General features: G+C 71.7%; 22 protein-coding genes. 9 read left to right on the forward strand and 13 right to left on the reverse strand.

Annotation, left to right across the window (positions count from 1 at the left end; translation table 11 throughout):
* Positions 1 to 5: 5 nt before the first annotated feature.
* The 3 genes from AC4BGC_RS07155 to AC4BGC_RS07165 form a co-directional block, all read right to left on the reverse strand.
* Positions 6 to 2,108, reverse strand: a complete 2,103-nt coding sequence (locus AC4BGC_RS07155) for a mannosyltransferase YkcB-related protein (RefSeq protein ID WP_490554961.1) — start codon at positions 2,106 to 2,108, stop codon at positions 6 to 8.
* Between the two features lie 79 nt (positions 2,109 to 2,187).
* Positions 2,188 to 3,615 (reverse strand): sensor histidine kinase, encoded by a 1,428-nt coding sequence (locus AC4BGC_RS07160; protein ID WP_490554962.1) that lies wholly within the window; start codon positions 3,613 to 3,615, stop codon positions 2,188 to 2,190.
* A gap of 3 nt (positions 3,616 to 3,618) precedes the next feature.
* On the reverse strand, positions 3,619 to 4,368 hold the full coding sequence (locus AC4BGC_RS07165) for a response regulator transcription factor (RefSeq protein WP_490554963.1): 750 nt from the start codon (positions 4,366 to 4,368) through the stop codon (positions 3,619 to 3,621).
* 120 nt (positions 4,369 to 4,488) lie between these two features.
* On the opposite strand from AC4BGC_RS07165, the gene hrpA reads away from it, so the two are divergent.
* Complete coding sequence (gene hrpA / locus AC4BGC_RS07170) at positions 4,489 to 8,256, forward strand: ATP-dependent RNA helicase HrpA (protein ID WP_490554964.1); 3,768 nt, start codon at positions 4,489 to 4,491, stop codon at positions 8,254 to 8,256.
* A 42-nt stretch (positions 8,257 to 8,298) separates the two neighbouring features.
* On the opposite strand, the gene AC4BGC_RS07175 is transcribed toward hrpA, so the two are convergent.
* The 3 genes from AC4BGC_RS07175 to AC4BGC_RS07185 form a co-directional block, all read right to left on the reverse strand.
* On the reverse strand, positions 8,299 to 8,778 hold the full coding sequence (locus tag AC4BGC_RS07175) for a type II toxin-antitoxin system PemK/MazF family toxin (RefSeq protein ID WP_490554965.1): 480 nt from the start codon (positions 8,776 to 8,778) through the stop codon (positions 8,299 to 8,301).
* 154 nt (positions 8,779 to 8,932) lie between these two features.
* Complete coding sequence (locus AC4BGC_RS07180) at positions 8,933 to 9,559, reverse strand: hypothetical protein (protein WP_490544605.1); 627 nt, start codon at positions 9,557 to 9,559, stop codon at positions 8,933 to 8,935.
* A 1-nt stretch (position 9,560) separates the two neighbouring features.
* Positions 9,561 to 10,325, reverse strand: coding sequence for a hypothetical protein (locus AC4BGC_RS07185; RefSeq protein ID WP_490544603.1), 765 nt, complete (start codon positions 10,323 to 10,325; stop codon positions 9,561 to 9,563).
* A gap of 132 nt (positions 10,326 to 10,457) precedes the next feature.
* Here AC4BGC_RS07185 and AC4BGC_RS07190 point away from each other — a divergent pair, with 132 nt between their 5' ends.
* The gene (locus tag AC4BGC_RS07190) at positions 10,458 to 11,867 is read left to right on the forward strand and encodes an extracellular solute-binding protein (RefSeq protein WP_490554966.1); all 1,410 of its coding nucleotides are present in this window, start codon (positions 10,458 to 10,460) and stop codon (positions 11,865 to 11,867) included.
* A gap of 98 nt (positions 11,868 to 11,965) precedes the next feature.
* Here the strand turns inward: AC4BGC_RS07190 and AC4BGC_RS07195 are convergent, their stop codons facing one another.
* Together AC4BGC_RS07195 and AC4BGC_RS07200 are read right to left on the reverse strand one after the other, a co-directional pair.
* Entirely contained in the window at positions 11,966 to 13,288 is a 1,323-nt protein-coding gene (locus tag AC4BGC_RS07195) for a ribonuclease D (RefSeq protein ID WP_490554967.1), read from the reverse strand.
* The gene (locus AC4BGC_RS07200) at positions 13,288 to 13,887 is read right to left on the reverse strand and encodes a DUF3000 domain-containing protein (RefSeq protein ID WP_490554968.1); all 600 of its coding nucleotides are present in this window, start codon (positions 13,885 to 13,887) and stop codon (positions 13,288 to 13,290) included. Before AC4BGC_RS07200 ends, AC4BGC_RS07195 begins: the two co-directional genes overlap by 1 nt.
* Positions 13,888 to 13,956: 69 nt before the next feature.
* Between AC4BGC_RS07200 and hemE the strand changes: the two genes are divergently transcribed.
* A complete protein-coding gene (gene hemE / locus AC4BGC_RS07205) occupies positions 13,957 to 15,009 on the forward strand; it encodes a uroporphyrinogen decarboxylase (RefSeq protein WP_490554969.1) in 1,053 nt (350 codons plus the stop codon).
* Here the strand turns inward: hemE and AC4BGC_RS07210 are convergent.
* Positions 14,975 to 15,922, reverse strand: a complete 948-nt coding sequence (locus AC4BGC_RS07210) for a DUF4349 domain-containing protein (protein ID WP_490554970.1) — start codon at positions 15,920 to 15,922, stop codon at positions 14,975 to 14,977. The two genes, hemE and AC4BGC_RS07210, sit on opposite strands and share 35 nt — an antisense overlap.
* A gap of 67 nt (positions 15,923 to 15,989) precedes the next feature.
* Here AC4BGC_RS07210 and hemG point away from each other — a divergent pair, with 67 nt between their 5' ends.
* Both hemG and hemQ read left to right on the forward strand, forming a co-directional pair.
* A complete protein-coding gene (hemG, locus tag AC4BGC_RS07215; RefSeq protein ID WP_490554971.1) occupies positions 15,990 to 17,429 on the forward strand; it encodes a protoporphyrinogen oxidase in 1,440 nt (479 codons plus the stop codon).
* A 196-nt stretch (positions 17,430 to 17,625) separates the two neighbouring features.
* On the forward strand, positions 17,626 to 18,327 hold the full coding sequence (hemQ, locus tag AC4BGC_RS07220; RefSeq protein ID WP_490554972.1) for a hydrogen peroxide-dependent heme synthase: 702 nt from the start codon (positions 17,626 to 17,628) through the stop codon (positions 18,325 to 18,327).
* A gap of 17 nt (positions 18,328 to 18,344) precedes the next feature.
* Here hemQ and msrB read toward each other — a convergent pair whose 3' ends face one another.
* Positions 18,345 to 18,764, reverse strand: coding sequence for a peptide-methionine (R)-S-oxide reductase MsrB (msrB, locus tag AC4BGC_RS07225; RefSeq protein WP_490544591.1), 420 nt, complete (start codon positions 18,762 to 18,764; stop codon positions 18,345 to 18,347).
* 117 nt (positions 18,765 to 18,881) lie between these two features.
* On the opposite strand from msrB, the gene AC4BGC_RS07230 reads away from it, so the two are divergent.
* The 4 genes from AC4BGC_RS07230 to AC4BGC_RS07245 are packed head-to-tail and all read left to right on the forward strand — an operon-like array spanning position 18,882 to position 22,697.
* Positions 18,882 to 19,958 (forward strand): ferredoxin reductase, encoded by a 1,077-nt coding sequence (locus AC4BGC_RS07230; protein WP_490554973.1) that lies wholly within the window; start codon positions 18,882 to 18,884, stop codon positions 19,956 to 19,958.
* 18 nt (positions 19,959 to 19,976) lie between these two features.
* Complete coding sequence (locus AC4BGC_RS07235; protein WP_490544589.1) at positions 19,977 to 21,170, forward strand: fatty acid desaturase family protein; 1,194 nt, start codon at positions 19,977 to 19,979, stop codon at positions 21,168 to 21,170.
* Positions 21,167 to 21,574, forward strand: coding sequence for a hypothetical protein (locus AC4BGC_RS07240; RefSeq protein WP_490544587.1), 408 nt, complete (start codon positions 21,167 to 21,169; stop codon positions 21,572 to 21,574). The genes AC4BGC_RS07235 and AC4BGC_RS07240 overlap by 4 nt, the downstream gene beginning before the upstream one ends.
* Positions 21,575 to 21,620: 46 nt before the next feature.
* A complete protein-coding gene (locus tag AC4BGC_RS07245; RefSeq protein WP_490554974.1) occupies positions 21,621 to 22,697 on the forward strand; it encodes a DNA polymerase domain-containing protein in 1,077 nt (358 codons plus the stop codon).
* A 5-nt stretch (positions 22,698 to 22,702) separates the two neighbouring features.
* Here AC4BGC_RS07245 and AC4BGC_RS07250 read toward each other — a convergent pair whose 3' ends face one another.
* The 3 genes from AC4BGC_RS07250 to AC4BGC_RS07260 all read right to left on the reverse strand — a co-directional run bounded on the left by AC4BGC_RS07250 (position 22,703) and on the right by AC4BGC_RS07260 (position 25,489).
* Complete coding sequence (locus tag AC4BGC_RS07250; protein WP_490554975.1) at positions 22,703 to 23,740, reverse strand: DUF695 domain-containing protein; 1,038 nt, start codon at positions 23,738 to 23,740, stop codon at positions 22,703 to 22,705.
* Complete coding sequence (locus AC4BGC_RS07255) at positions 23,740 to 24,276, reverse strand: hypothetical protein (protein WP_490544582.1); 537 nt, start codon at positions 24,274 to 24,276, stop codon at positions 23,740 to 23,742. Before AC4BGC_RS07255 ends, AC4BGC_RS07250 begins: the two co-directional genes overlap by 1 nt.
* Positions 24,277 to 24,364: 88 nt before the next feature.
* Positions 24,365 to 25,489 carry an ATP-dependent DNA ligase gene (locus tag AC4BGC_RS07260; RefSeq protein ID WP_490554976.1) on the reverse strand — a complete coding sequence of 375 codons (1,125 nt, stop codon included), beginning with the start codon at positions 25,487 to 25,489 and terminating at the stop codon, positions 24,365 to 24,367.
* Positions 25,490 to 25,536 lie beyond the last annotated feature (47 nt).

Genomic DNA, 25,536 nt, shown 5'->3' on the forward strand with positions numbered 1-25,536 from the left:
GGCACTCACCGGATCCCTCCGGACAGGTCGTAGAGCGTGGTTCCGTCGACGGTGGTGGCGGTGAAGTTGGCCTCGACCCACTCGGTGATCTCGTTGCCCTCACCACCGGGCCCACCACGGGGCCCACCACCGGGCCCACCACCGTTGGCGATGAACCAGTGGATCCGGCCGTCGGCGACGTAGCGCTGGAACTGCTCCAGCGTCGGGCTCGGGTCACTGCCGTTGAAGCCGCCGATCGCCATCACCGGCTCCTGGCTGGCCAGCTGGTAGCCCGAGGCGTGGTTGGCCCCCACTGCCGCCGCGGCCCAGGTGTAGGCCTCCGCGTCGGTGCGCAGCAGCTCGGTCACCGCGGCGCTGGAGGTGCTGCCGTGCAGCAGCCCACCCATGCCACCGCCCTGACTGGGTGCCTGGCCCATAAAGCTGCTGGGCGGTCGGCCCATGGAGCCGTTCTGGGCCTGGCCGCCCGGTACCTGGCCGCCCGGTAGCTGGCCCGGCATCGCGCCGGGCATGCCGCCGGGGGCGCGCCCACCGGGTCCTCTGCCGGGGCCTCCGCCGGGACCGCCCTGCGACGCGGGTCCCGCACTGGGGATGGAGCCGGTGTGCGGGGTGGCCGCGGTGGTCACGGCGTACGCCGCCGGGCCCGCGAGCATGGCTACGACGGCGAGGCAGGCCGCGCCCAGGGCCACCGGGCGGGGTAGCTGTCCGGCGCCCGCGAGGGCGAGCGCGGAGAGCGCGCCGAGGACGAGCACGGCCCACTTCAGCCAGGGCAGGTAGTCGGGTGTCCGGTCGAGCAGGAACCACGCGAGCGCCGAGGTGAGTGCGACGGTGAAGCAGAGCACGCCGGTGGCGACGAGTGAGTCGCGGTGCTGCCAGAGGACCCAGGCGCCCATTGCGACCAGTGCGGCCACGGCCGGGGCCAGGGCCACGGTGTAGTAGGCGTGGAAGATGCCGGCCATCAGGCTGAACGTGAGGCCGGTGACCAGGAGCCAGGTGCCCCACAGGATCACCGCGGCCCGGAGGTTGACCTGGCGACGCCCGAACCACAGGGCTGCGATGCCCAGGACCAGCGCTGCCGGGAGCAGCCAGGCGATCTGGCCGCCGATCTCGCTGTCGAACATCCGCAGGAGGCCGGTCTCACCCCAGCCTCGACCCGGGCCACCGCCGACCGAGCCGACCTCGTTGCCGTTCAGCCGGCCGAACCCGTTGTAGCCGAGGGTCAGCTCGAGGATCGAGTTGTTCTGCGAGCCACCGATCCAGGGACGGCTCGCGGCTGGCCACAGCTCCACGACCGCGATCCACCAGCCACCGGCCAGCAGCATCGAGCCGAACGCCACCAGCAGGTGGCCGAGACGCTTGCCCCAGGAGGTGTGCGCGCACAGCAGGTAGGCCAGTGCCAGGGCCGGCAGCACCAGGAACGCCTGCAGCATCTTGGTGAGGAACGCGAGGCCGACCAGGGCGCCGGCCAGTGCGAGCCAGCGCAGCGGGTGACCGGTCGAGGCCCCGGGGCGGGTCGGACCGCGGGTGGCCTCGATCGCGCGCAGGGTCGCGGCGGCGGCAGCGACGAGGAGCAGGGTGAGCAGCGCGTCGGGGTTGTTGAACCGGAACATCAGCGCCGCCACCGGGGTCAGTGCCATCACGGTGCCGGCGAGCAGGCCCGCGGCTGCCGAGCCCGTCGTACGCCGGACGGTGTGGTGCAGCAGCGCCACCGTGGCGATCCCCGCAAGGGCCTGGGGGACGAGGATGCTCCAGCTGGAGAGCCCGAACAACCGCACCGACAGCGCCATCGGCCACAGGGCCAGCGGTGTCTTGTCCACGGTGATCGAGTTGGCGGCGTCGCTGGAGCCGAAGAAGAAGGCCTTCCACGACTCCGAGCCGGCCTGCACGGCGGCCGAGTAGAAGGAGTTCGCCCAGCCGCTCTCGCCCAGGCCCCACACGTAGAGCACGCCGGTGGCGAGCAGGAGGCCGAGCAGGGCCGGGCGGGCCCACGCCGGGTCGTCGGTGCGGCCGCGCCACAGCCTGCGGAGCAGGCCGGGGGTGGATCCGGAGCCTTGACTGGTGGGGGTGGCGTCCCCTCCGGTGGGCCGCGGCAGGATGCTCGTGGTGTCCATGGCGCCACTGTGCGATCCGGGCCTTCGGCTGCCGTGTGGCCGATCTGTGTCCTGGCTGTGAGCCTTCCCCTGGGGCGGCTCAGCGGGGGAGGAGCACACTGAAGGTGGTGCTGCCGGGCCGGGAGTCGACGTGGGCGCTCCCGCCGTGGGCCGCGACGATCGCCGCCACCAGCGAGAGCCCGAGACCGGCTCCGCCGGAGGCCCGCGTGCGCGAGGTGTCGCCGCGGGTGAACCGCTCGAAGGCGTGTGGGGCGAGGCCCTCGGGCAGTCCGGGACCGTCGTCGTGGACCAGGATCCGGACGCCGTCGTCGGCCACCTGTGCTGAGACCGTCACGGTCGTCCCCGGTGGTGTGTGGTGCCGGGCGTTGCCGAGCAGGTTGGTGACCACCTGGTGCAGGCGCCGCTCGTCACCGGTGACGGTCACCGGCTCCTCGGGGAGCTCGAGCTGCCACCGGTGGTCCGGGGACAGCACGCGGGCGTCGGCGACGGACTCGAGCAGGAGCCGGGTGAGGTCGACCTCGACGCGTTCCAGGGGGCGACCGGAGTCCAACCGCGCCAGGAGGAGCAGGTCCTCGACGAGGCTGCTCATCCGCTCCGTCTCCGTCTCGACCTTGGCCAGTGCCGCGGACAGGGCAGCCGGGTCGTCCGGCGTACGGCGGGACAGCTCGGCGTAGCCGTGGATCGTGGCGAGCGGGGTGCGCAGCTCGTGCGAGGCGTCCCCGACGAACTGGCGCACCTGCTGCTCGCTGCGCTGCCGCGCCTCCAGCGAGGACTCCACGTGGGCCAGCAGCAGGTTCAGCGCGGAGCCCACTCGCCCGACCTCGGTGCGCTCGTCGGTCAGCTCCGCCGGGACGCGTTCGGTCAGGTCGATCTCTCCGGAGGACAGCGGCAGCTGCGCCACGGTGTGGGCGGTCTCCGCTACCGCGTTGAGCGGACGCAGCTGGCGTCGTACGAGCAGCGTGCCGAGCCCGGCCGCGGCGAGCACCCCGAGCGTGATCAGCAGCAGCTCGTAGCCGATCAGCGCGTTCACGGTCTCGTCGACCTCCTTGGTCGGGAGGCCGCTGACCGTCCGGCTCCCTTGGGGACCCGGCGCGGCCGAGAGACGGTAGGAGCCCACCGCCGGGAGGTCGGCGCCGTGGACGTCGCCGTCCGCCGGGATGTGCTCGAGCCTCTTCAGCGTCGAGGTGGAGAGGACTCGCTCGCCTCCCCGGCGCTCGGTCAGCACGACACCGGCGGACCCTGCCGGCGAGTCCACGATCGCGATCAGCGTGCCCGGGCCCTGGTTGTTCGGGGCGGGCAACGGCCGGCCCCTGTCCGGCCCTCGCTCGTACCCCGGGTCCTCGCCGCTCAGCCGGCCGACCGAGGAGACGACCTGCTGATCGAGCCGCTCCATCAGCGAGGAGCGGATCGCCAGTGTGGTGACCGCGGCTACCAGCAGCGAGACGACCGCGACCAGCAGCACCGCCGTCGCCACGAGGCGGGCGCTGAGCGTCCTCGGGACGCGCACGGCTCAGCCGTCGTTGGCGCGCTGCGCCGGTTCGGCGGGCTTGAGGACGTAGCCCGCCCCGCGCATGGTGTGGATCATCGGTGCCCGGCCGGCGTCGATCTTCTTGCGCAGGTAGGAGATGTAGAGCTCGACCACGTTGGCCTGCCCGCCGAAGTCGTAGTTCCACACCCGGTCGAGGATCTGGGCCTTGCTCAGCACGCGCCGCGGGTTGCGCATCAGGAAGCGCAGCAGCTCGAACTCGGTCGCGGTCAGGGAGATCTCCTCCCCGCCGCGGGTCACCTCGTGGCTGTCCTCGTCGAGGGCGAGGTCACCGACGTGCAGGACCGAGTCGCTCTCCGCCTGGCGTGCGCCGGCGCGCCGCATCAGGGCCCGCAGCCGGGCGACGACCTCCTCGAGCGAGAACGGCTTGGTGACGTAGTCGTCGCCGCCCGCGGTCAGCCCGGCCACCCGGTCCTCGACCGAGTCGCGGGCGGTGAGGAACAGCACCGGTACGTCGGGCTGGTCGGTCCGGAGCCGGCGCAGCACCTCCATGCCGTCGAAGTCGGGCAGCATCATGTCGAGCACGACGGCGTCGGGACGCTGCCGCTTGGCGGTGCTGACGGCCTTGCTGCCGTTGAGCGCGACCTCGACGTCCCAGCCCTCGTAGCGCAGCGCCATCCGCAGCAGCTCGGCGATGTTCTCCTCGTCGTCGACCACCAGCACCCGCAGCGGGGTGCCGTCCGCGCGGGTCAGCTCGGCGGGCGTCCTCCTCATGCGTCAACTGTGCCTCCCCACGAAAGCAGGGACCCGTGAGTTGCCTGTGACTTCCCTGTGAACCCCGCGCGGGACGGGCTGTGCCGCACCGGATCGGGAAACAGGGACAATGGTGGGGCTGTGCGCATCCAATTCCCTCCCGACCTGCCGGTCTCGGCCCGTCGCGACGACATCGCCGAGGCGATCCGTGACCACCAGGTGGTGATCGTCGCGGGGGAGACGGGCTCGGGGAAGACCACCCAGCTGCCCAAGATGTGCCTCGCCCTCGGACGCGGGGACCCGACCGCTCCCGGCGGCGGGATGATCGGGCACACCCAGCCGCGCCGGATCGCTGCCCGCAGCGTCGCGGAGCGGATCGCCGAGGAACTCGGCGAAGAGCTCGGGGAGACCGTCGGCTACCAGGTCCGGTTCACCGACCGTACGTCGAAGCAGAGCCGGGTCAAGGTGATGACCGACGGGATCCTGCTCGCCGAGCTCCAGCACGACCGGATGCTGAAGCGCTACGACACCTTGATCATCGACGAGGCGCACGAGCGCAGCCTGAACATCGACTTCCTCCTCGGCTACCTGCGCCGCCTGCTGCCGCAGCGTCCCGACCTCAAGGTCGTGATCACCTCCGCGACCATCGACCCGGAGCGGTTCGCGCGCAACTTCGCCGACGCGGACGGCAAGCCGGCCCCGATCATCGAGGTCTCCGGGCGCACCTTCCCCGTCGAGGTCCGCTACCGGCCGCTGCTCGAGGAGTCCTACGACGACCCCGACAGCCCCGAGGGGGACCGCGTCTTCCGGGACCAGACCGAGGCGATCGAGGACGCCGTGGTCGAGCTGCTCGCCGACACACCCGGCGACATCCTGGTGTTCCTCCCCGGCGAGCGCGAGATCCGCGACACCGAGGACGTCCTCAAGCGCCGGGCGCAGGGACCCCGGGGCTTCGACATCGTGCCGCTGTACTCCCGCCTGTCCTCGGCCGAGCAGCACCGGGTCTTCGAGCGGCACACCCGCCGCCGCGTCATCCTGTCCACCAACGTCGCCGAGACCTCGCTGACCGTCCCCGGGATCACCGGCGTCATCGACACGGGCCTGGCCCGGATCAGCCGATGGTCCTCGCGGACCAAGGTGCAGCGGCTGCCGATCGAGCCGATCAGCCAGGCCTCGGCCCAGCAGCGCTCGGGACGTTCGGGACGGGTCGAGCCGGGCGTGGCGATCCGGCTCTACAGCGAGGAGGACTTCCTCGGCCGCTCGGAGTTCACCGAGCCGGAGATCCTGCGTACCTCCCTGGCCAGCGTCATCCTGCAGATGACCTCGCTCGGCCTGGGCCAGGTCGAGCAGTTCCCGTTCGTCGACCCGCCCGACAACCGCGCCGTACGCGCCGGCGTCCAGCTGCTCGAGGAGCTCGGCGCGCTGGTCCCCACGGCGCCCGCGTCCCGCAAGGGACCGCGGCTCACCGGCGTGGGCCGCAAGCTCGCTCGGCTGCCGATCGACCCCCGGCTGGCCCGGATGATCCTCGAGGCGGACCGGCTCGGGTGCCTGCCCGACGTACTCGTGATCACGGCGGCGCTCTCGATCCAGGACCCCCGCGAGCGCCCGGTGGAGAAGCGTGCCCGGGCCGACCAGCTGCACGCGCGCTTCCGCGACCCGCGCTCGGACTTCATGGCCTGGCTCAACCTGTGGCGCTACCTGCGCGAGAAGCAGCAGGAGATGGGCTCGAGCGCGTTCCGGCGGATGTGTCGCGAGGAGCACCTCAACTACCTGCGGATCCGGGAGTGGCAGGACTTCGAGTCCCAGCTGCGCCAGGTGGCCAGGCAGGTGGGCCTCACGACCGGCAGGTCCGCCAGCGACGGCGAGGCCCCCGACGGTGACGCGATCCACCAGGCGCTGCTGTCCGGGCTGCTGTCCCACATCGGCCTGCGCGACGTGGAGCGCCGCGACTACCTCGGCGCCCGTGGCACCCGGTTCGCGATCTTCCCCGGATCGGGCCTGTTCAAGTCGCAGCCCGACCTGGTGATGTCCGCCGAGCTGGTGGAGACCTCGCGGTTGTGGGGGCGGCAGAACGCGGCCATCGACCCCGCGTGGGCCGAACGCCTCGGCGGGGACCTGGTCAAGCGCACCTACTCCGAGCCGCACTGGTCGAAGAAGCGAGAGTCGGCGATGGCCCACGAGCGGGTCACCCTGTACGGCGTACCGCTGGTCGCCGACCGCTCGGTGCCCCTGGGGCGGCACCAGCCCGACGTCGCCCGCGAGCTGTTCATCCGGCACGCGTTGGTGCAGGGGGAGTGGCGTGCCCGGCACCGGTTCTTCGAGACCAACCGGCGCCTGCTGGAGGAGGCCGAGGAGCTCGAGCACCGCGCCCGCCGCCACGACATCGTGGTCGACGAGGAGACCCTGTTCGACTTCTACGACGCCAGGATCCCCGCCTCCGTCGTCTCCGGTGCCCACTTCGACACCTGGTGGAAGCAGGAGCGTCGTACCCGCCCCGACCTGCTCACCTTCGACCCCTCGATGCTGGTGCACGACCGCGCCGAGGAGGTGCGCGCCGGGGACTTCCCCGACGAGTGGCACGAGGGCGCGCTGACCCTGCCGCTGCGCTACCACTTCGAGCCGGGCCACGAGGCCGACGGCGTCACGATCGACGTCCCCGTGGCCACGCTGAACACCGTCGGGTCGGCGCCGTTCACCTGGAACGTCCCGGGCCTGCGCCAGGACCTGGTCACCGCGCTGATCCGTTCGCTGCCCAAGAAGCTGCGGGTGAACTTCGTCCCGGCACCCGACGTGGCGCGCCGCTTCCTCGAGGACGTCCCGCCGGGGGAGGAGCCGCTGCTCACCGCGCTGTCGCGCTACCTGCGCTCGCTGTCGGGGGTGCACGTCCCCGAGACCGCCTGGGACCCGGAGAAGGTGCCCGACCACCTGCGCCCGTCCTTCCGCGTGGTCGACGACACCGGCCAGGAGGTCGCGACCGGCAAGGACCTCGAGGCGCTCAAGCAGCCGCTGCGTCCCTCGTTCGACCGGGCGATGCGCCAGGTCGCCGAGGAGTCCGGGGTGACCGCGACCGGGCAGACCGAGTGGACCTTCGGCACGATCGCCCCCTCGTTCACCCAGACCCGCGCCGGGCACGAGGTCCGCGGCTACCCCGCCCTGGTCGACGAGGGCGCCACCGTGGGACTGCGGATCGCGGCGACGCCCGACGAGCAGGAGGCCTACCACCGGCTCGGTGTACGCCGCCTGGTGCTCCTGGCGGTGCGCTCACCGGCCGCCACGCTCATCGAGGTACTGGACAACACCGCCAAGCTCGGCCTGGCGGCCTCTCCCTACCCCAACGTCCGGGCGCTGGTCGAGGACTGCGTGAGCGCCGCCGTGGGCGACCTGGTGGACCGCAACCCCCCGGTCCGGGACCCCGAGGCCTTCTCCGCGCTGCTCGACCAGGCGCGGGCCACCCTGCCGGAGGCGGCCGCCACGGTGCTCCAGCTGGTGATCCGGGTGCTGGCCGAGTGGCGCCCGGTGGAGAAGTCGCTGCACGGACGGGTGGACATGGCGCTGCTGCCGGCGATGACCGACCTCCGGGGGCAGCTCGAGCGGCTGGTGCACCCCGGGTTCATCGCCGAGGCGGGGTCCGCGGCGCTGCGGGAGTACCCCCGCTACCTCAAGGCGATGGCCGCCCGGATCGAGCGGCTGCCGGAGCAGGCACGCGACCGTGAGCTGATGGACCGCGTCCAGGAGCTGCAGCGGCCCTGGCAGCACCGCGTCGACGCCCTCCCCGAGGGGCGTCCGATGGGCGCCGACCTGCGCCGGGTGCGCTGGATGCTCGAGGAGTACCGGGTCTCGCTGTGGGCGCAGAGCCTGGGCACCGCGCAGCCGGTCTCCGACGCGCGGATCCGGAAGGCGCTGGGGTGAGGCGCGGAGCCCCACGCCGGTTGAGCCTGTCGCAACCAGCCCTCACAGATAGGGGCGGGCGGCCTCGAGCACTGCTCGGAACAGGTCGCCGGGGATCGCGGCGCCCTCGCGGCGTACTGACTGCTCCTCGAGGTGCAGCACGCGGTTGAGCCGGACCTCGCTCGGGCGGCGGCGGGAGTCCCAGGTGCCGGTGCCGATGTCCATCCACTCCCGGCCGTCGCGTGACTCCTGGGCCGCGTCCACGTCGTGGTCGCGCGAGGTCATCGGCAGGGCGAGGAGCTGATCTCCGTCGCGAGCGATGACCAGCACCGGTCGGTCCTTGCCCCGTTGCGGGTCCTCCTCGTAGGGGACCCAGGCCCACACCACCTCGCCCGGGTCGGGCCGGCCGTCCTGGCGGGGTGCGTAGCCCGCTGCGGGGTCGGCGCGGGGCGCTGCCCGGCGGGTCTGCGTCCTGCGCAGGCTCGGCCCGATCGGGGGCACGATCGGGCGCACGGCGCGGATGCGGGGGAGGTGGAACCGCATCGCGAACCTCCACGTCGGGGAGAAGTAGAGCGCCGGACCGGGAGCGCCTCACGGCGCGTGGCCGCTCGTAGCGGCTTCATTTGGGACCCGGGGCTGCCACGGCCCGGCGCACGCCCGATGCTACAAGCCCGGACCACGTCGCGTGGAGTTCCGCTCAGGCCAGTTTGCCGGCGAGCTCGAGGTGAGCGGCCCGTTGCAGCTGGTCAGCCAGCGTGAGCAGGCGTGCCGCCGACACGTCGGAGGCGTGGGAGGCGTGGGAATGCTCACGCTCGGAGGTGCGCTGCACCCGGCCGGCGGCCGCGACCCTGGCGAAGGCGGCCGCCCGGAACAGGGTGTCGGCGAAGTCACCGACCACGACGCCGCTGAGCACCTCGTCGACCAGGGCCCGCACCTCGTCTGGACCGGGAGGCTCCACCACGCCGGAGATGACCTCCGCGACCGGGGCACTGGCCCGGCCCCGGTCGAACTCGCTGGCGGCGGTCGCCGGGTCGGCGTACACCCAGCTGCGGAGCAGGTAGAGGCGCCACAGGGATCCGGCCAGGGAGTCGGCAGGGGCGCCCGACCACAGCTCGGCCAGCGTCTCGAGGCCCTCGGAGTCGGCGAGGTGGATGACCCGGGCGACCAGCTCCTCGTCGACCTGGTCACGAGCGCCACGCACCAGCGCGCCGGCGGCCCGGTCCGCCGCCTCGCTGAGCGCGGCGGGGTCGACGTGGTCCTCGAGGGCCTCGAAGTGCTTGGCCCCCGGCAACCGGGGCCGGTGGTGGTGACGCTCCGAACTCATGTCAACCGAGTTTTGCAGAGACCGCCTTGACGGCCAGCTGCACCGGGTCCTTGCCGGGCCCGTAGTTGTGGTCCTGCCCGGCGTGGTCGATCCGGACCAGGCTCATCCGGGTCCCGGAGAGCACGGCTCCCAGGGAGTGGACCTGGCCGGCACCGGCGCGCTCGTAGGTGACCAGGTAGGACCAGCCCTTGCCGTGCGGGACGGCCACGTCGGTGATCGGCCGCACCTTCACGCCCTGACCCTTCACGCGGCCCGCGCAGTCGCGCTGCCAGGCCTCGACGACCTTGCTGGCGCGCATCGCGTTCTTGGCGTCCGGGAACTCCGCGACCTGCTGCCCGGCGGTGTCCTTGCCCGAGGCGTAGGTGCGCTCGACCGCGGTCAGGGCTCCGATGGTGAGGAGGTCGAACTTCTGGCACAGCCCGAAGGGCTCCTGGCCGGCCGGGCCGGTGCGCCGCTGGGTCCACTTCGAGCCCGGGTTCAGCCGGGGCATCTCCGCCGCGCTGAGCAGGGCCGCCTGGGGGGTGGCCGCGGGCGCCGGGGTCTTGGTGGCAGCGGGGGTCGGCTCGGCCGAAGGGGTCACGGTGACGGTCGCGGTCGGCTCCGGCGTCGCGTCGGCGGTCGGCTCCTCGGTGGCTGCCGGCTCCTCGGTACTGGTTCCGGGGGAGGCGTCGGGCTCGTCGCGCGAGATCGAGCAGCCGGTGAGGCTGCTGATCACAGCGCCGGTGGCGAGGGCGACGAGGGCGGTACGCATCCGAGTCTTTGACATGGCGTCAGCGTAGAGCCCTTGATGCCTTCTGCACGGCGGCTCACGACGGTGTGGCGCGTCCCGATATCGTGGCCGAGGCCAGTCGGCCCGGCAGCAGGCCGGACCAGGACGTGGAAGGACGATGGGGCGGACATGTCAGTCAGATCGACGGTGACCAACAAGGTGACCAGGTCGGTGACCGCTCTGCTGCTCCTCGGCCTCATCGGCGCCGGATGCTCCTCCGGTGGCGACGACGAGCAGCCGAAGGCGAAGCCGTCGGCCACGCCCGCGGGTCCGGTCGAGATCGACTTCGCCGTCTACGGCCCGGAGCCGGTGATCGCCGCCTACAAGGAGATCGCCGCCCGGTTCACCCTGGAGAACCCCGGCACCAAGGTCGTGGTCAAGCCCTACCCCGACCACGACCGCGCGATGGCCGCCGTCCGGCAGGGCACGGCCGACGGCGATCCCCCCGACGTGTTCCTCACCGATCGCGACGACCTCGCCACGCTCGCCGAGGACAAGGCCGTACGCCGCCTCGACGACCTGCTCGCTGCCCGGGAGGTGGACTTCGGCGACGGCTACACCCGCAACGGCCTGGAGGCGTTCAGCCTCGACTCCGCCCTGCAGTGCATGCCCTCGGACGTCTCGCCCCTGGTCGTCTACTTCAATCCCAAGCTGATCGAGCTCGACCAGATCGCCGAGCCCGGCCGCAACCCGGTCGACCAGGAGGCCGGCTGGTCGCTGGAGGAGTTCGGCAGGGCAGCGCTCCAGCCGCGCAGGCCCGGTGTCCGCGGCCTCTACGTCGCGCCCACGCTGGAGCAGGTCGCCCCCTTCATCTGGTCCGGCGGCGGCGAGGTGGTCGACGACCAGCAGGACCCGACCACGCTCACGCTCGCCGAGGGCGCCTCGGCCAGTGCCACCGAGAAGCTGCTCGAGCTGGTCCGCGACCCGGCCCTCACCTTCGGCCAGACCGCGCTGGAGCGTCGTTCGGCCCTGGACCGGTTCAAGGCCGGCAAGCTCGGGATGCTCCTGGGCTTCCGTGACCTGACCCCGGAGCTGCGGGCCAAGCAGGACCTCTCCTTCGACGTGATGCCACTGCCCAGGATCGGCAGCGGCGCCACCATCGCCACCATGTCCGGGGTGTGCATCTCCTCGGGCTCCAAGCACACCTCCGAGGCCGCGGACTTCCTCACCTCGGTGATCTCCGACGAGGGCGCGGGCACGCTGGCCAAGACCGGCTACGTGATGCCGGCCAACCTCGACGTGCTCAACAGCGACGAATTCCTGCAGTCCGGGCAGCGCCCCCTGAACGCGAGCGTCTTCTCCAAGGAGGTGCGTGACACCCGGCTGCTGCCCAGCACGCCCACCTGGCCGGAGGTGAGCAAGAACGCGTCGCAGGAGCTGACCAAGCTGTTCTACGAGCCGGTGATCCTGTCGCTGGAGGACAGCCTGAAGGCGATCGACGAGGCCTCGGTGCCGGTGCTCGATCCCGAGGCCGGTGACACCGGCGGCAGCCCGAGCCCGGCTCCCACCGCCACCCCGGGCGACGACTCCACTCCCTGAGGCAGCCCACGGGCGGCCCTGCTGGGTCGGCCCGGAGCAGCCGGTCGCGCCAGGCCGGCCACGTGAGGCCGTTCCGGTTCAGGTCAGGCCGGTCCAGGTCAGGCCGGTGCGTCCCCGCGCGGCTTCTCCGGCGGCTCGACCGGCTTCGGGTCCAGGATCGCCTGGGCCAGCATCGGGGCCATGATCTCCACCTGCCAGCGGCGGGCCCCGAGGGCGCGCAGCTCCTCGGCGACCGCGTCGACCATCTCGTCACGCTCGGCGGCCGGGGGCTTCCACAGCACCCGGCGCAGGTAGTCGGGCGTCAGCAGGTTCTCCACCGGCACCCCACGCTCCTCGGCGAAGGCGTTGACGAGCTCTCGGGCCGTGGCCAGCCGGGCGGCCGCGACCTGGTCGCGCTCGGCCCACACCCGCGGTGCCGGGGGGCCGTCGGAGCGGATGGTCACCGGGGGCAGCTCGCTGTCGCGCAGCTTGCGGGCCCGCTCGATCGCGGCGATCCACCGGTCGGCGTACCGGCGCGCGCCACGGCCGTGGAAGCCGGGGGTGTCCAGCAGGTCGGACGTGGTGGTCGGCATCGAGTTGGCCGCGACGAGGAGCGAGGAGTCGGGGACCAGGCGCCCGGGGGTGGTGTCCTGGCGCTGGGCGATCTCGTCGCGGGTCGTCCACAGCTCGCGGACGGCCGCGAGCGCGCGCCGTCCCTTTGCCTTGTGGATCCCGGAGGTACGCCGCCACGGGTCCTGTCGCGGCGCAGGGGCGAAGTGGATCAGGTGCTCGAACTCCTGCGCCGCCCACTCGGCCTTCCCGGACTCCTCGAGCTCGCGGCCGATCACCTCGCGCAGCTCGAGGAGAACCTCGACGTCGAGTGCGGCGTACTCCAGCCAGGGGCCGGGCAGCGGCCGGCGTGACCAGTCGACCGCGGAGTGCTCCTTGCGCATCGAGCGGCCCATGATCACCTCGACCAGCGTGGCGAGGCCGACACGGGGGTAGCCGAGCAGGCGAGCGGCGAGCTCGGTGTCGAAGAGCCGGGTCGGCACCAGGCCGACCTCGCGCAGGCAGGGGATGTCCTGGCTCGCGGCGTGCAGGATCCACTCCGCGCCGCCGAAGGCATCGTTGAGCGCGGTGAGGTCGCCGAACGCGATCGGGTCGATCAGCGCGGTCCCGGAGCCCTCGCGCCGCAGCTGGATCAGGTAGGCGCGGGGGGAGTAGCGGTAGCCCGAGGCACGCTCGGCGTCCAGGGCGATCGGGCCGGTGCCGGCCGCCACGCGGGCGATGACCTCGTCCAGCTGGGCCTGTGTCTCGGTGACCTCCGGGAGCCCGTCGCGCAGGGTGAGCAGCGGGGCGGGCGCGACCTCAGCAGGAGCGGTCTCGGGGTCGTCCGCTGGCGACTCGGCTGGGGGTCTCGGCTGGGTCTCGTCCTCCGCCATCAGCCGGGGCCACGTTGTCCGCGGCGGGAGGGCATCGTCGCCACTCCCTCGGGAACCGGCGGCAGTCCCACCGCCGTGCAGAGCAGCTCGCCCCAGGCCTCGACGTGCGGCGTGAGGTCGCCGATCGGGGACCAGGAGGCGCGGATCTCGAGCTGGGCCGTGGGTGCTTCCTCGGCCATCCCGCCGAAGCTCTCCGAGGCCACGCAGGTCACGCTGCCCGAGGGCACGGCGTACTCCGCACCGTGGGCGGACAGCGCCTCGGTCAGCCAGCTCCAGCCGACCCCGGCGAGCATCGGGTCGCTGACCAGCTCCGGGTCGATCTCGGCGCGGACGTAGGCCACGCACCGGAAGGTGCCGGCCCACGCGTCGTTGCCGGCGGGATCGTGCAGCACCACGATCCGGCCCGAGCCGACGTCATCGCCATCGATGGTCACGTCGGCCGAGAGCGCCGAGGCGAACGGCGCGATGCGCTGCGGTGCGGGCATCTCCTCGGCGAAGATCTCGGCGCGGAACTTCGCAGCTCTGAGCTGAGAGACGGCACGCCGAAACTCCAGCGGAGCCGTGGGAGGCTCGATGCGGGGTTTCTCTGGTGCCGCCATGTGGACAGATTAGGCCGAGAGGCCGGTCCCGGGGGCAGGACTCGCCGCCTGGCCTGCGAAGATCGGAGCATGCCCGCTGCATCGACTACCAACCCCGAACTGCACGAATCGGTCTTCTTGAAGACGGCTCGCGGTGAGCGCGCGGCGCACACCCCGGTGTGGTTCATGCGCCAGGCCGGGCGCTCGCTCCCGGAGTACCTCAAGGTGCGCGAGGGCGTGACCATGCTCGACTCGTGCATGCGCCCGGAGATGGTCGTCGAGATCACGATGCAGCCGGTGCGCAGGTACGGCGTCGACGCCGCCATCTTCTTCTCCGACATCGTGCTGCCGCTCAAGGCGATCGGGGTCGACCTCGACATCGTCCCCGGTGTGGGACCGGTCATCGCCGAGCCGGTGCGCACCCTCGCCGACGTCGACGCGATCCCCGACCTGACCCCCGACCACGTCGGCTTCGTCACCGAGGCGGTGCACGGGCTCGTCGGCGAGCTGGGCAACACCCCGCTGATCGGCTTCGCGGGCGCGCCGTTCACCGTGGCGTCGTACCTCGTGGAGGGCGGGCCGTCCAAGGACCACGCCAGGACCAAGGCGCTGATGTTCGGTGCGCCGGACGTGTGGGACGCGCTGATGCGCAAGATCTCAGACATCGCCGCGACCTACCTCGAGGTGCAGGTCGAGGCGGGCGCCTCGGCGGTGCAGCTCTTCGACTCCTGGGCCGGGGCACTGACCCGGCAGGACTACCTCACGCACGTGCTGCCGCACTCGGCCCGGGTGCTGGAGCGGATCGGGGCCACCGGGGTCCCCAGGATCCACTTCGGGGTCGGCACCGGCGAGATCCTCGACCTGATGGGCGAGGCCGGTGCCGATATCGTCGGGGTGGACTGGCGGGTGCCGCTGGCTGCGGGGATCGAGCGCGTCGGGGGCCGTGCCGTGCAGGGCAACCTCGACCCGACGCTGGTCTTCGCGCCGACCGAGGTGATGCTCCAGCGGGCCGCGGAGGTCCTGGAGGCGGGCGCCGCCGCCCCCGGTCACATCTTCAACCTCGGTCACGGCGTGATCCCCTCGACCGACCCCGACCAGCTGGCCCGCCTCACGCACTTCGTGCAGGAGCACTCCCGCCGCTGACCGGGCCACGGGCGGCGCGGCGTCGCAGCACCAGCCACACGGGTACGCCGAGCAGCGCCAGGACCAGTGCGAACGGGAGCACCGCGCCCACGACCGTCAGCAGCACCACGGTGGCGCCCTGCAACGCGTCCCAGCCGCCGGCCAGACCGGCGAGGAAGCCGCGGTCCTCGGGGTCGGCGGAGCCGGCTGGCGCGGTCCGCGAGAGGTAGACGTTGATCGTGCTCAGCGCGGTCTGGTCGGCCAGGTAGGACTGCTGCGACTTCAACGAGTCCAGGTCGGCCTGGCGCCGCGCCAGGTCGGCCTCGATCGCGATCACGTCACGCAGCTCCTCGGCCCGGCCCAGCAGGTTCTCGATCTGCCGGATGCTCCGCTCGGCCGCCCTGACCCGGGCGTCGTTGTCGATCACCTTGGTGGTGACGTCCTCTGCCTTGCGGCTCTGGTCGGCGACCTTGCCCAGCCCGGCGAAGGCGTTCATCGCCTCGTCGAACCTAGGGCTCGGGACGCGCAGGGTCAGCGCCGACTCGACCAGGCGCCCGCGCTCGTCGCTGGTGCTCTGCTCGTCGGCGACCGTGCCGCCCCAGGACGCCACCAGCCGCATCACCTCGGCGCGGGCGCGAGTGACCGACTCCGGACGCAGGGCGACCTGCCCGGTGGAGATGACCGCCCGGTTCATCGGCTGGGTGGACGCCGCACCCGTGGAGATCGTGTTCGGGGCGCCTCGGTCGGGCTTCGTCACGGACTCGGCGCGATCGGCGGTCCCGCCCGAGTCGTCGGTGGCCAGGCTGTCCGAGGCCGTGCCGATCTTGCTGTCGGAGGATGATCGGTCCTGGGTCCAGCCGAACGTCGCGACGGCGAGCACGCCGACGAGGAACAGCACCGGGACGGCGACCAGGACACGCTTCAGGTTGCTCATGCGGGTGTGACGCGGCCCACCCGCGATCGGTTCCCGGCCACCGGATCCGCTGTGCCACGCTGGTCGGGTGGACGGGCTGCCGAGGAAGACGCGTGTCGTGGTCGTGGGTGGCGGTGTCTCCGGTCTCTCGGCCGCGCACCGGGTGGTGCGCGACCTCCCGGAGGCCGAGGTGATCGTGCTCGAGGGGTCCCCCCGTCTCGGCGGGAGCCTGCACACCGCCGAGGTCGGTGGCATCACCGTCGACGTCGGCGCGGAGGCGATGCTCTACCGGCGTCCCGAGGGCGTCGCCCTGGCCACCGAGGTGGGACTGGAGCAGGACCTCGTGCACCCGGCCACGACCTCGGCGAACCTGTGGAACCGCGGCCGGCTGGTGCCGATGCCGCGCACGATGATGGGTGTCCCGCTCGATCTGCGCTCGCTCGAGGGGATCATCTCGGCCAAGGGGATCGCGCGGGCGGCGATGGACACCGTGCTCCCGCCCACCGACCTCGAGGGCCGCGACATCAGTGTCGGCGACCTGGTCCAGGAGCGGCTCGGCAAGGAGATCGTCGACCGGCTGGTCGAGCCCCTGCTCGGCGGCGTGTACGCCGGGCACGCCCGTGAGATCTCGGCACGGGCCGCGGTGCCCCAGCTCGTGGCGCTCCTGGACCGCGACCGCTCCCTGAGCCGCGCCGCGGCCGCAGCGACACCGCCCCCGGACCCGGCCGCCGCCGTACCGGTGTTCGCGGGCATCCGCGGGGGAGTGGGCCGCCTGCCCGGGGCCGTCGCCGCCGCGTCCGGCGCCACCGTGCGCACCAGGGCGACCGTGCGCGACCTCGCCCGCCGCCCGGACGGAGGGTGGAACCTGGTGGTCGGCTCGGCGCACGACCCCGAGGTGCTCCAGGCCGACGCCGTGGTCCTGGCGACCCCCGCACGCAGCACCGCGCGGCTGCTCAGCGACGTCGCTCCCTCGGCCGCGCTCACCCTGGCAAGGATCGAGTACGCCTCGATGGCCGTGGTGACCATGGCCGTGGCCGCCCGCGACTTCCCCGAGGTCGCCGGCTCCGGGTTCCTGGTGGCCCCCGTCGAGGGCCGGGCGATCAAGGCCTCGACGTTCTCCTTCGCCAAGTGGGCCTGGGTCCGCGAGGCCGGCGCCGCCGGCGGCTCGGGGACCGGCTCGGGGGAGGACCTGCTCGTGCTGCGCTGCTCCCTGGGCCGCCACCGCGAGGAACAGATCCTGCAGGTCTCCGACGAGGAGATCGTCTTGATCGCCCTCGCGGACCTCACCGAGGCGGTCGGGCGCCCCGTCCACCCGGTCGACACCCACGTCCAGCGCTGGGGCGGCGCCCTTCCGCAGTACGCCGTGGGCCACCTGGACCGGGTCGCCTCGATCCGCCACGAGCTCGTGGCCGTCCCCGGCCTCGCAGTCTGCGGTTCGGCCTACGACGGCGTAGGCATCCCCGCCTGCATCGCCTCCGCCCACCGCGCGGCCGAGAAGATAGCGACCGACCTGGCCCTGATCCCCTGAAACCCGCCGAGACGTCCCATCTGAAACCCCAGCCCCCGCCGAGACGTCCCATCTGAAACCCCAGCCCCCGCCGAGACGTCCCATCTGAAACCCCAGCTCCCGCCGAGACGTCCCATCTGAAACCCCAGCCCCCGCCGAGACGTCGCATCTGGAACCCGGGCCCGCGGCCTTCGGTGCCTGTTGCCAGAATGGGCCCATGACCGCCCCCGCGAAGAAGGCCCGAGAGCTCAACGACAGCATCCGCTACACGATGTGGTCGGTGTTCAGCCTGCGCGACGTGCTCGGTGAGGACGCCGACCGCGACGGCGAGGCGGCCGAGGTGGAGCAGCTGGTCGCAGAGCTCGAGGCCGGCGACGTCGTCGTCCGCGGCCTCTACGACCTCAGCGGGCTGCGCGCGGACGCCGACCTGATGGTCTGGTGGCACGCCGAGGAGATCGAGAGCCTCCAGGACGCCTACCACCGGCTGCGTCGTACGACGTTCGGGCGCCGCCTCGACCCGGTGTGGTCGCAGGTCGCCCTGCACCGGCCGGCGGAGTTCAACAAGAGCCACATCCCGGCCTTCCTCGCCGGGGAGGAGCCGCGGGACTACATCTGCGTCTACCCGTTCGTGCGCTCCTACGAGTGGTACCTCCTCGAGGACTCCGAGCGCCGCCGGATGCTCGCCGAGCACGGCCAGATGGCTCGTGACTACAAGGACGTGCGGGCGAACACCGTCGCCAGCTTCGCCCTCGGGGACTACGAGTGGATGCTCGCCTTCGAGGCCGACCAGCTGCACCGCATCGTCGACCTGATGCGCCACCTGCGCGCCTCGGACGCGCGGAGGCACGTCCGCGAGGAAGTGCCCTTCTACACCGGCCGCCGGCGTTCGCCGCGCGAGCTGGTCACCGCGCTGCCCTGATTCATGCGTCCTCGGGGTCAGGCGTCCTCGGGGCCGCCGACCGGCGTCAGCGTCATCGCGATCGAGTTGATGCAGTAGCGCTGGTCGGTCGGCGTGCCGTAGCCCTCGCCCTCGAAGACGTGGCCGAGGTGCGATCCGCAGTTCGCGCAGCGGACCTCCGTGCGCACGCTGCCGAACGAGCGGTCCTCGAGGTACTCGACCCGGTCCTCGGCCAGCGGCGCGTAGAACGACGGCCAGCCGCAGTGCGAGTCGAACTTGGTCTCCGAGCGGAACAGCTCGGTCCCGCAGGCGCGACAGTTGTACACGCCGACGGTCTTGGTGTCGGTGTACTCGCCCACGAACGGGGCCTCGGTCCCTGCCTGGCGCAGCACCTGGAACTCCTCGGGGGAGAGCTCCTCGCGCCACTGTGCGTCGCTCTTGTTCACCTGGTAGCTCATGCAAGTGATGTTAGTACCGTCCCAAGGCGAGATTTTGCGGGCGATGGCTTGACGTGCCGAGTGCACGACTGTTCACTGACAGACTCTGCTTGCTCACCATCGCAGGAGGCACGACGCATGGTCGCTGAACGAGTCTCGTGGGCCGGGGTCCGCAAGATCGGGGCTCGCCTCACCACGCCGCTCCACCCTGACGACTACCTCTCGTTGATCAACCCGCTCTGGACCGCGCGCGAGCTGCGCGGCCGGATCGAGAAGGTGATCCCCGAGACCGAGGACGCCGCGACCATCGTGATCCGCCCGGGGTGGGGGTGGCACTACGACCACAAGCCCGGGCAGTACGTCGGCATCGGGATCCAGGTCAAGGGCAAGTTCCACTGGCGCTCCTACTCGGTGTCCTCCCCGCCCACGCAGGAGGGCCGGCTGCTCTCCATCACCGTCCGGGCGATGCCGGAGGGGTTCCTCTCCGAGCACCTCGTCAAGGGCCTCGAGCCGGGCACGATCATCCGCCTGGCCGCGCCCAACGGTGACTTCGTCCTGCCTGAGCCGCCCCCGGAGAAGATCCTGTTCCTGGTCGCCGGCAGCGGCATCACCCCCGTGATGGCGATGCTGCGCACCCTGAACCGGCGCGACACGATGCCCGACGTCGTGGTCGCCTACAGCTCGCCGACCAAGGACCGGATGATCTTCCGCGACGAGATCGTCGAGCTCAGCGAGAAGCACGCCAAGCTCACGCTGCACGAGCAGCACACCGACGAGCACGGCATGCTCGAGATGGACGACCTCCACCGCGTCTGCCCGGACTGGAAGGAACGGCAGACGTGGGCCTGCGGCCCCGGGCCGATGCTCGACGCCGCCGAGGAGCACTGGGAGAAGGCCGGCATCGAGGACGCCCTGCACCTCGAGCGGTTCACCCTCGATCTCGGCGGTGAAGGCGGCGAGGGCGGCACGATCACCTTCCGCAACTCCAACAAGACCATCGAGGCAGACGGCGCCACCACGGTGATGGAGGCCGGCGAGGAAGCCGGCATCGGGATGCCCTACGGCTGCCGCATGGGCATCTGCCACACCTGCACGCTCACGCTGGTCGAGGGCACCGTCCGCGACCTGCGCAGCGGCGACGAGACCTCCGGCCCGAACGAGCCCATCCAGACCTGCGTCACTGCAGCAGCCGGTGACTGCACGCTCGACATCTGAAACAACACGAGGAGCAACATGGCAATCGCCGACGTCAAGGAGTACACCCACCTCTCGGCTGAGGAGGTGGACGAGCTCGGGCGTGAGCTCGACGCGATCCGCGCCGACATCGAGGAGTCCCGTGGGGACGCCGATGCGGCGTACATCAACCGGATGATCACCATCCAGCGCCGCCTCGCGGCCGCCGGCCGGATCACCCTGTTCGCCAGCAGGTGGAAGCCGGCGTTCTTCGCCGGCGCCGCGATGCTGGGTGCGGCCAAGATCCTGGAGAACATGGAGATCGGCCACAACGTGATGCACGGCCAGTGGGACTGGATGAACGACCCCGAGATCCACTCCAGCACCTGGGAGTGGGACACCGCGCAGCCGGCCGAGCAGTGGAAGCACTCGCACAACTACGTGCACCACCAGTTCACCAACGTGCTCGGCTTCGACAACGACATCGGCTACGGCATCCTGCGGATGGCGCGCGAGCAGCGGTGGAGCCCCTTCAACCTGGGGCAGCCGGTCTACAACGCGCTGCTGGCGACCCTGTTCCAGTGGGGCGTCGCGCTGCACGACCTCGACATCGAGGCCATCCGCAAGATGGAGAAGGACCCGGAGGTGATGAAGAAGCAGCTCCTCCAGATCTGGCGCAAGATCCGCAAGCAGATCGGCAAGGACTACATCTTCTTCCCCGCGCTGACCGGCCCTGCCTTCGTGCAGACCGCCGCGGCCAACGGTCTGGCCAACCTGACCCGCAACCTGTGGTCCTACATGATCATCTTCTGCGGGCACTTCCCCGACGGTGCGCTGCACTTCACCGAGGAGGAGGTCGAGGACGAGACCCGCGCCGAGTGGTACCTGCGGCAGATGCTCGGCTCGGCGAACTTCACCGGCAGTCCGCTGCTGCACATCATGTCGGGCAACCTGGGCTACCAGATCGAGCACCACCTGTTCCCCGACCTGCCGAGCAACCGCTACTCCGAGATCAGCGAGCGGGTGCGGCCGCTGTGCGACAAGTACGGCATCCCCTACACCACGGGTCCGCTGTACCGGCAGTACGGCCAGGCGCTGCGGACGATCATGAAGCTGTCGCTGCCGAACAAGTTCACCAAGCCGGACCGGCGTGACTACCCCGAGACCCCCGAGGTCCCGCGGGGACGCCGGCTTGACGACCGCCCCACGCGTCGTACCGAGACCGGTGGCTGGACCTCGAAGGCCTCCGCTTGATCGACATGCCTCGCGGTGGCCAGGACATGCACCGTGGTGACATCCCGTTCGCCAGCCGCGGTGACCTGGGGCTGGACAAGCGCAAGGTCACCCAGTGCGCGCTGAGCAGGATCTGCGGGGTGTGCGGGGACAGCCTCGCCCGCCCCGTGGCCTTCCTGGGCAGCGTGCAGGAGGCGGAGCGCAACGAGTTCCACTTCCCGCCCTCGCACGTCACCTGTGCGGAGGCAGCCCTGGCGGTGTGGGCCGACTCCTACAGCGTCGCCCTGGGGCAGGCCTCGCCGCCGGAGGGCGGCTGGGTGCTGGTCACCACGTCGGGCTTCGAGTTCATTCGCCCCACGGGCGAGAGCGACGAAACCAGTTCGGTGTTCGCACCGAACTCCGTGATCGAAACCAGGGCGATGTAGCAGCAAGGACTGCTCCGGGCGCGGGCTTGGCCGTAGATTGACGGCCATGCCTGCCAAAGCAGCCGAGGTCGAAGCGGACGGGCAGGCGGTCCGGGTCTCCAGCCCGGACCGCCTGATCTATCCCGCCACCGACGCGACCCCCGAGGTCAGCAAGCTCCAGGTCGTGGAGTACTACCTCAGCGTCGGCGAGGGGATCATGCGGGCGCTCCGCGACCGCCCCACGGCGCTCGAGCGGTGGACCAGCGGCGTCCACGAGGGGATCCAGCTGGCCACCGGCCGCGGCGACAAGAGCGACGCGTTCTACAGCAAGCGGGTGCCCAAGGGCGCGCCGGCGTACGTCGAGACCACGCAGATCACCTTCCCAAGCGGCCGCACCGCCGACGAGGTCTGCGTGCGCAACCTGGCCAGCGTCGCGTGGTGCGCGCAGATGGGCACGATCACCTTCCACCCGTGGCCGACGCGCAGCGCGGACAACGACCACCCCGACGAGCTGCGCATCGACCTCGACCCCCAGCCCGGGACGACCTTCCGCGACGCGGTCGAGGTCGCCGGGGTGGCCCGGGAGCTCCTCGAGGAGCTCGGGATCACCGGCTACCCCAAGACGAGCGGCAACCGCGGCGTGCACATCTACGTGCGCGCCGACCCCCGCTGGGACTTCGTGGACGTGCGGCACGCGGCGATCGGGTTCGGCCGCGAGCTGGAGAAGCGGGACGAGCGCGTGACCACGAAGTGGTGGAAGGAGGAGCGCGGCGAGCGCATCTTCGTCGACTTCAACCAGAACTGCCGCGACCGCACGATCGCCTCGGCGTACTCGCTGCGCCCGCTGCCGGGCGCACCCGTCTCCACCCCGGTGACCTGGGCCGAGCTCGCCGAGCTGACCTCCCCGGCGGGGTTCAACCTGTTCACCGTCCCCGACCGGATCGCCGACGGCGACCCGTGGGCCGGGATCGACGAGGTCGCGCACGACCTCGAGCCGCTGATCCGGCTCTACGAGGAGTCCGGGGAGGGGGAGGCCAACTACCCGCCGGACTACCCGAAGATGCCCGGCGAGCCGCCCCGGGTGCAGCCCTCGAAGAAGGTCGCCGCGCACTGGAACGAGGCGGGGGAGCGCATCGAGGACTGATCTCCTCAGGTGCGCAGGTGTGCGACCGCCGCCCACTCCGGGTCGAGCATCTCGTGCACCACGGCCTTGCCCTCGCGCCAGGACCGGGCGATCTCCTTGACCGTGGCAACGGCGTCGGTGGTGGAGTCGACGTAGAGGTGCAGCGTGCGGGTGCCGGCGGTGCTCAGGTGGGCGACCACCTTGCCGCTCACCCCCAGGGTGCGGTCCAGCCGGTCCTCGAGGTCACGCAGCGTCTGCAGCGACCCTCCGTCGGGCAGACCAGACTCGGTGCGGTCCGAGTAGGGCACGGCCACCTGCACGTAGGTGTCCAGCTGGGGTGCGGTCAGCGGGTGCAGCGGCGACTGCACCATCGCCAGCAGCGGCCCGCTGGGAGTCTCGCCGCGCAGCATCGCCCAGCGGGGGCGGCCGTCGGCGTCGAGGTTGTTGCTGCGGTGGTCGCGGATCAGGGCCCGCAACGCCATCAGTCCGAACCCGTCCAGCGGGGGGAACTCGATCGGCTGGATCTCGCCGAGCCACAGCTCCACGTCGTTCTCGCCGAGGGCGGCATCGAGGGCGAGGAAGGCGATCTGGCTGCGGTCCTCGGCCGAGAGGTCCGCGAAAGCCGGGTGGTGCACCTGTACGTCGAACCTGGTGCCGTTCTTGCGCGCGGACACCTGCACCCGCGACAGGGCGATCTCGGCTGCCGCGGGCGTGCTCAGCACCATCGACTCGAGGTCGACGGCAGCCGGCCTGGAGTCGACGTAGGACCAGGTCTCGTCGGCGTCGGGTGCCGCGAGGACGACCCGCCGCGCCAGCGCCCGGTCAGAGTGATCGCCCTCGGAGGTGATCACGAGGACGTGCTGGGAGGTCTCCCCGGGGGCGAGCTCCCAGCCGAGCTCGCCCACCGCGCGGACCCGTTCGGCCATGGTCGAGGCGAAGTCCGCCGAGGGCAGCTCGCCGGCGATGGTCTGCTCGGCCAGCGCGCGACCCTCGTCGCGCCACCACCGCCAGAACGCCGTGACGGGGGTGTCGGGTCCGGTGGAACGTCGTTTGAACAGCGCCACTAGAACCCCGAGATCCCTTCGCCCTCGCCGGCCTGCTCGTCGAAGTTCTCGTGCTCGAGCAGGTGCAGCACCGGGACGCCGAGCTTGCGCCGGGCACGAGAGGTCCAGTCGACGTGGAAGAACTCGCTCACGACGTGCGGGCGGGTCAGGATGATCACCTCGCGGGCGTCGACCTCGGTGACCTTCGCGATCAGGGCACGGACCGGGTCGTCGGTGACCGGCTCCCCGGTGGCGCGGCCGCCGGCGGCCTCGATCGCCTGCACGGTGGCGTCCACGCCGGCACGGCAGGTCGAGAGCAGTTCGGCGCGCAGGCCCTCGAGGTCCTCCTGGCCCATCGCGACCGGCGGGGTGGAGAGCATCTCGCCGGTGGCGAGGGAGCCCATCGCGGTCTCCACCCGGGCAGAGGCGTCCTCGACCGGCATCAGCACGTGGTAGCGGACCGGGTCCTCGATCTCCTCGTGCAGGCTGCGCACGTTCTTGGCATCGGTGGGGCTGAACGGCTGCTCGACGAGCAGCACGACGTCGTACTCGCTCATGCGGCACCTCCTGTGGGGTTCATACCCAGCACCCTAGTGAGGTCGTGGCTGATCGGTTCCTCGCCCTCGGGTGCGTCGCGCAACGGCTTCAGCTGATCCGCAGCACGCTGCCGAGGTCGTACTTCACCGGCTGCTCGAGCTGTTCGTAGGTGCAGGACTCGGGATCCCGGTCCGGACGCCAGCGCTTGAAGTGCGCCGTGTGCCTGAACCTCCGGCCCTCCATCGAGTCGTACTTCACCTCGAGCACCCGGTCGGGACGCAGTGGCGTGAACGAGAGGTCCTTGCCGCCGCTCCAGCGGCTCTGCGTGCCGGGCACCCGGTCGGGGTTGGCGATGGCCCAGGTGTCGCCGCCGTCGGACCTCCCCTTCGGGGCGGCCTCCATCCACCGGCCCCAGGGGTGGTCCGCGATGTCGCAGACCAGGGGCTGCAGCTCCTCGAGCAGCTCGGCGCGCCGCTTGGCGGTGAACGAGGCGGAGACACCGACGTGCTGGAGGTCGCCGTCGGCGTACAGGCCGAGCAGCAGCGAGCCCAGGAGCGGCTTGTCCGGGGTGGAGGTCTTGTGCAGCCGGTAGCCGGCGACCACGACGTCGGCGGTGCGCTCGTGCTTGATCTTCAGCATCGTGCGGGCGTTCTGGCGGTACGGCGATCCCAGCGGCTTGGCGATCACACCGTCGAGCCCGGCGCCCTCGAACTGCTCGAACCAGCCCTGCGCCTCCCCGACGTCGGTGGTCGTGCGGGTGAGGTAGGTCGGGCCGGTGAGTCCGCCGAGCTCGGCCTCCAGCAGCCGGCGGCGCTCCCCGAAGGGACGGTCGACCAGGGAGTCGTCGCCCATCGCCAGCGTGTCGAAGACGACCAGCGAGGCCGGGGTCGACTCCGCGAGCATCGTGATCCGCGAGGCGGCCGGGTGGATCCGCTCCTGCAGCACCTCGAATTCCATCCGGGGCCCGATCGCCACGAACAGCTCCCCGTCGAGCACGCAGCGCTCCGGGAGCTGCTCCCGCAACGCCTCCACGACCTCGGGGAAGTAGCGGGTCAGTGGCTTGGTGTTGCGCGAGGTGAGCTCGACCTCGTCGCCGTCCTTGAACACGATGCAACGGAAGCCGTCGAACTTGGGCTCGAAGGACAGGCCGTCGTCGAACTTCGCCGGATCGGGGATCGCCGGGACCGACTTGGCCAGCATCGGCTGCACGGGCGGCATCACGGGGAGGTCCATGGCTCGACCGTAGACCGGCGGGGAAGTGGCAGCCAGCACAGACGGGT

The sequence above is a fragment of the Nocardioides sp. Z38_18 genome, assembly GCF_058215695.1.

Coding starts and splice junctions, on each gene's coding strand:
- AC4BGC_RS07155 (WP_490554961.1), bottom strand. CDS start 2,108: ATGGACACCACGAGCATCCTGCCGCGGCCCACCGGAGGGGACGCCACC.
- AC4BGC_RS07165 (WP_490554963.1), bottom strand. CDS start 4,368: ATGAGGAGGACGCCCGCCGAGCTGACCCGCGCGGACGGCACCCCGCTG.
- AC4BGC_RS07175 (WP_490554965.1), bottom strand. CDS start 8,778: ATGCGGTTCCACCTCCCCCGCATCCGCGCCGTGCGCCCGATCGTGCCC.
- AC4BGC_RS07180 (WP_490544605.1), bottom strand. CDS start 9,559: ATGAGTTCGGAGCGTCACCACCACCGGCCCCGGTTGCCGGGGGCCAAG.
- AC4BGC_RS07185 (WP_490544603.1), bottom strand. CDS start 10,325: ATGTCAAAGACTCGGATGCGTACCGCCCTCGTCGCCCTCGCCACCGGC.
- AC4BGC_RS07190 (WP_490554966.1), top strand. CDS start 10,458: ATGTCAGTCAGATCGACGGTGACCAACAAGGTGACCAGGTCGGTGACC.
- AC4BGC_RS07195 (WP_490554967.1), bottom strand. CDS start 13,288: ATGGCGGAGGACGAGACCCAGCCGAGACCCCCAGCCGAGTCGCCAGCG.
- AC4BGC_RS07200 (WP_490554968.1), bottom strand. CDS start 13,887: ATGGCGGCACCAGAGAAACCCCGCATCGAGCCTCCCACGGCTCCGCTG.
- hemE (WP_490554969.1), top strand. CDS start 13,957: ATGCCCGCTGCATCGACTACCAACCCCGAACTGCACGAATCGGTCTTC.
- AC4BGC_RS07210 (WP_490554970.1), bottom strand. CDS start 15,922: ATGAGCAACCTGAAGCGTGTCCTGGTCGCCGTCCCGGTGCTGTTCCTC.
- hemQ (WP_490554972.1), top strand. CDS start 17,626: ATGACCGCCCCCGCGAAGAAGGCCCGAGAGCTCAACGACAGCATCCGC.
- msrB (WP_490544591.1), bottom strand. CDS start 18,764: ATGAGCTACCAGGTGAACAAGAGCGACGCACAGTGGCGCGAGGAGCTC.
- AC4BGC_RS07230 (WP_490554973.1), top strand. CDS start 18,882: ATGGTCGCTGAACGAGTCTCGTGGGCCGGGGTCCGCAAGATCGGGGCT.
- AC4BGC_RS07235 (WP_490544589.1), top strand. CDS start 19,977: ATGGCAATCGCCGACGTCAAGGAGTACACCCACCTCTCGGCTGAGGAG.
- AC4BGC_RS07245 (WP_490554974.1), top strand. CDS start 21,621: ATGCCTGCCAAAGCAGCCGAGGTCGAAGCGGACGGGCAGGCGGTCCGG.
- AC4BGC_RS07255 (WP_490544582.1), bottom strand. CDS start 24,276: ATGAGCGAGTACGACGTCGTGCTGCTCGTCGAGCAGCCGTTCAGCCCC.
- AC4BGC_RS07260 (WP_490554976.1), bottom strand. CDS start 25,489: ATGGACCTCCCCGTGATGCCGCCCGTGCAGCCGATGCTGGCCAAGTCG.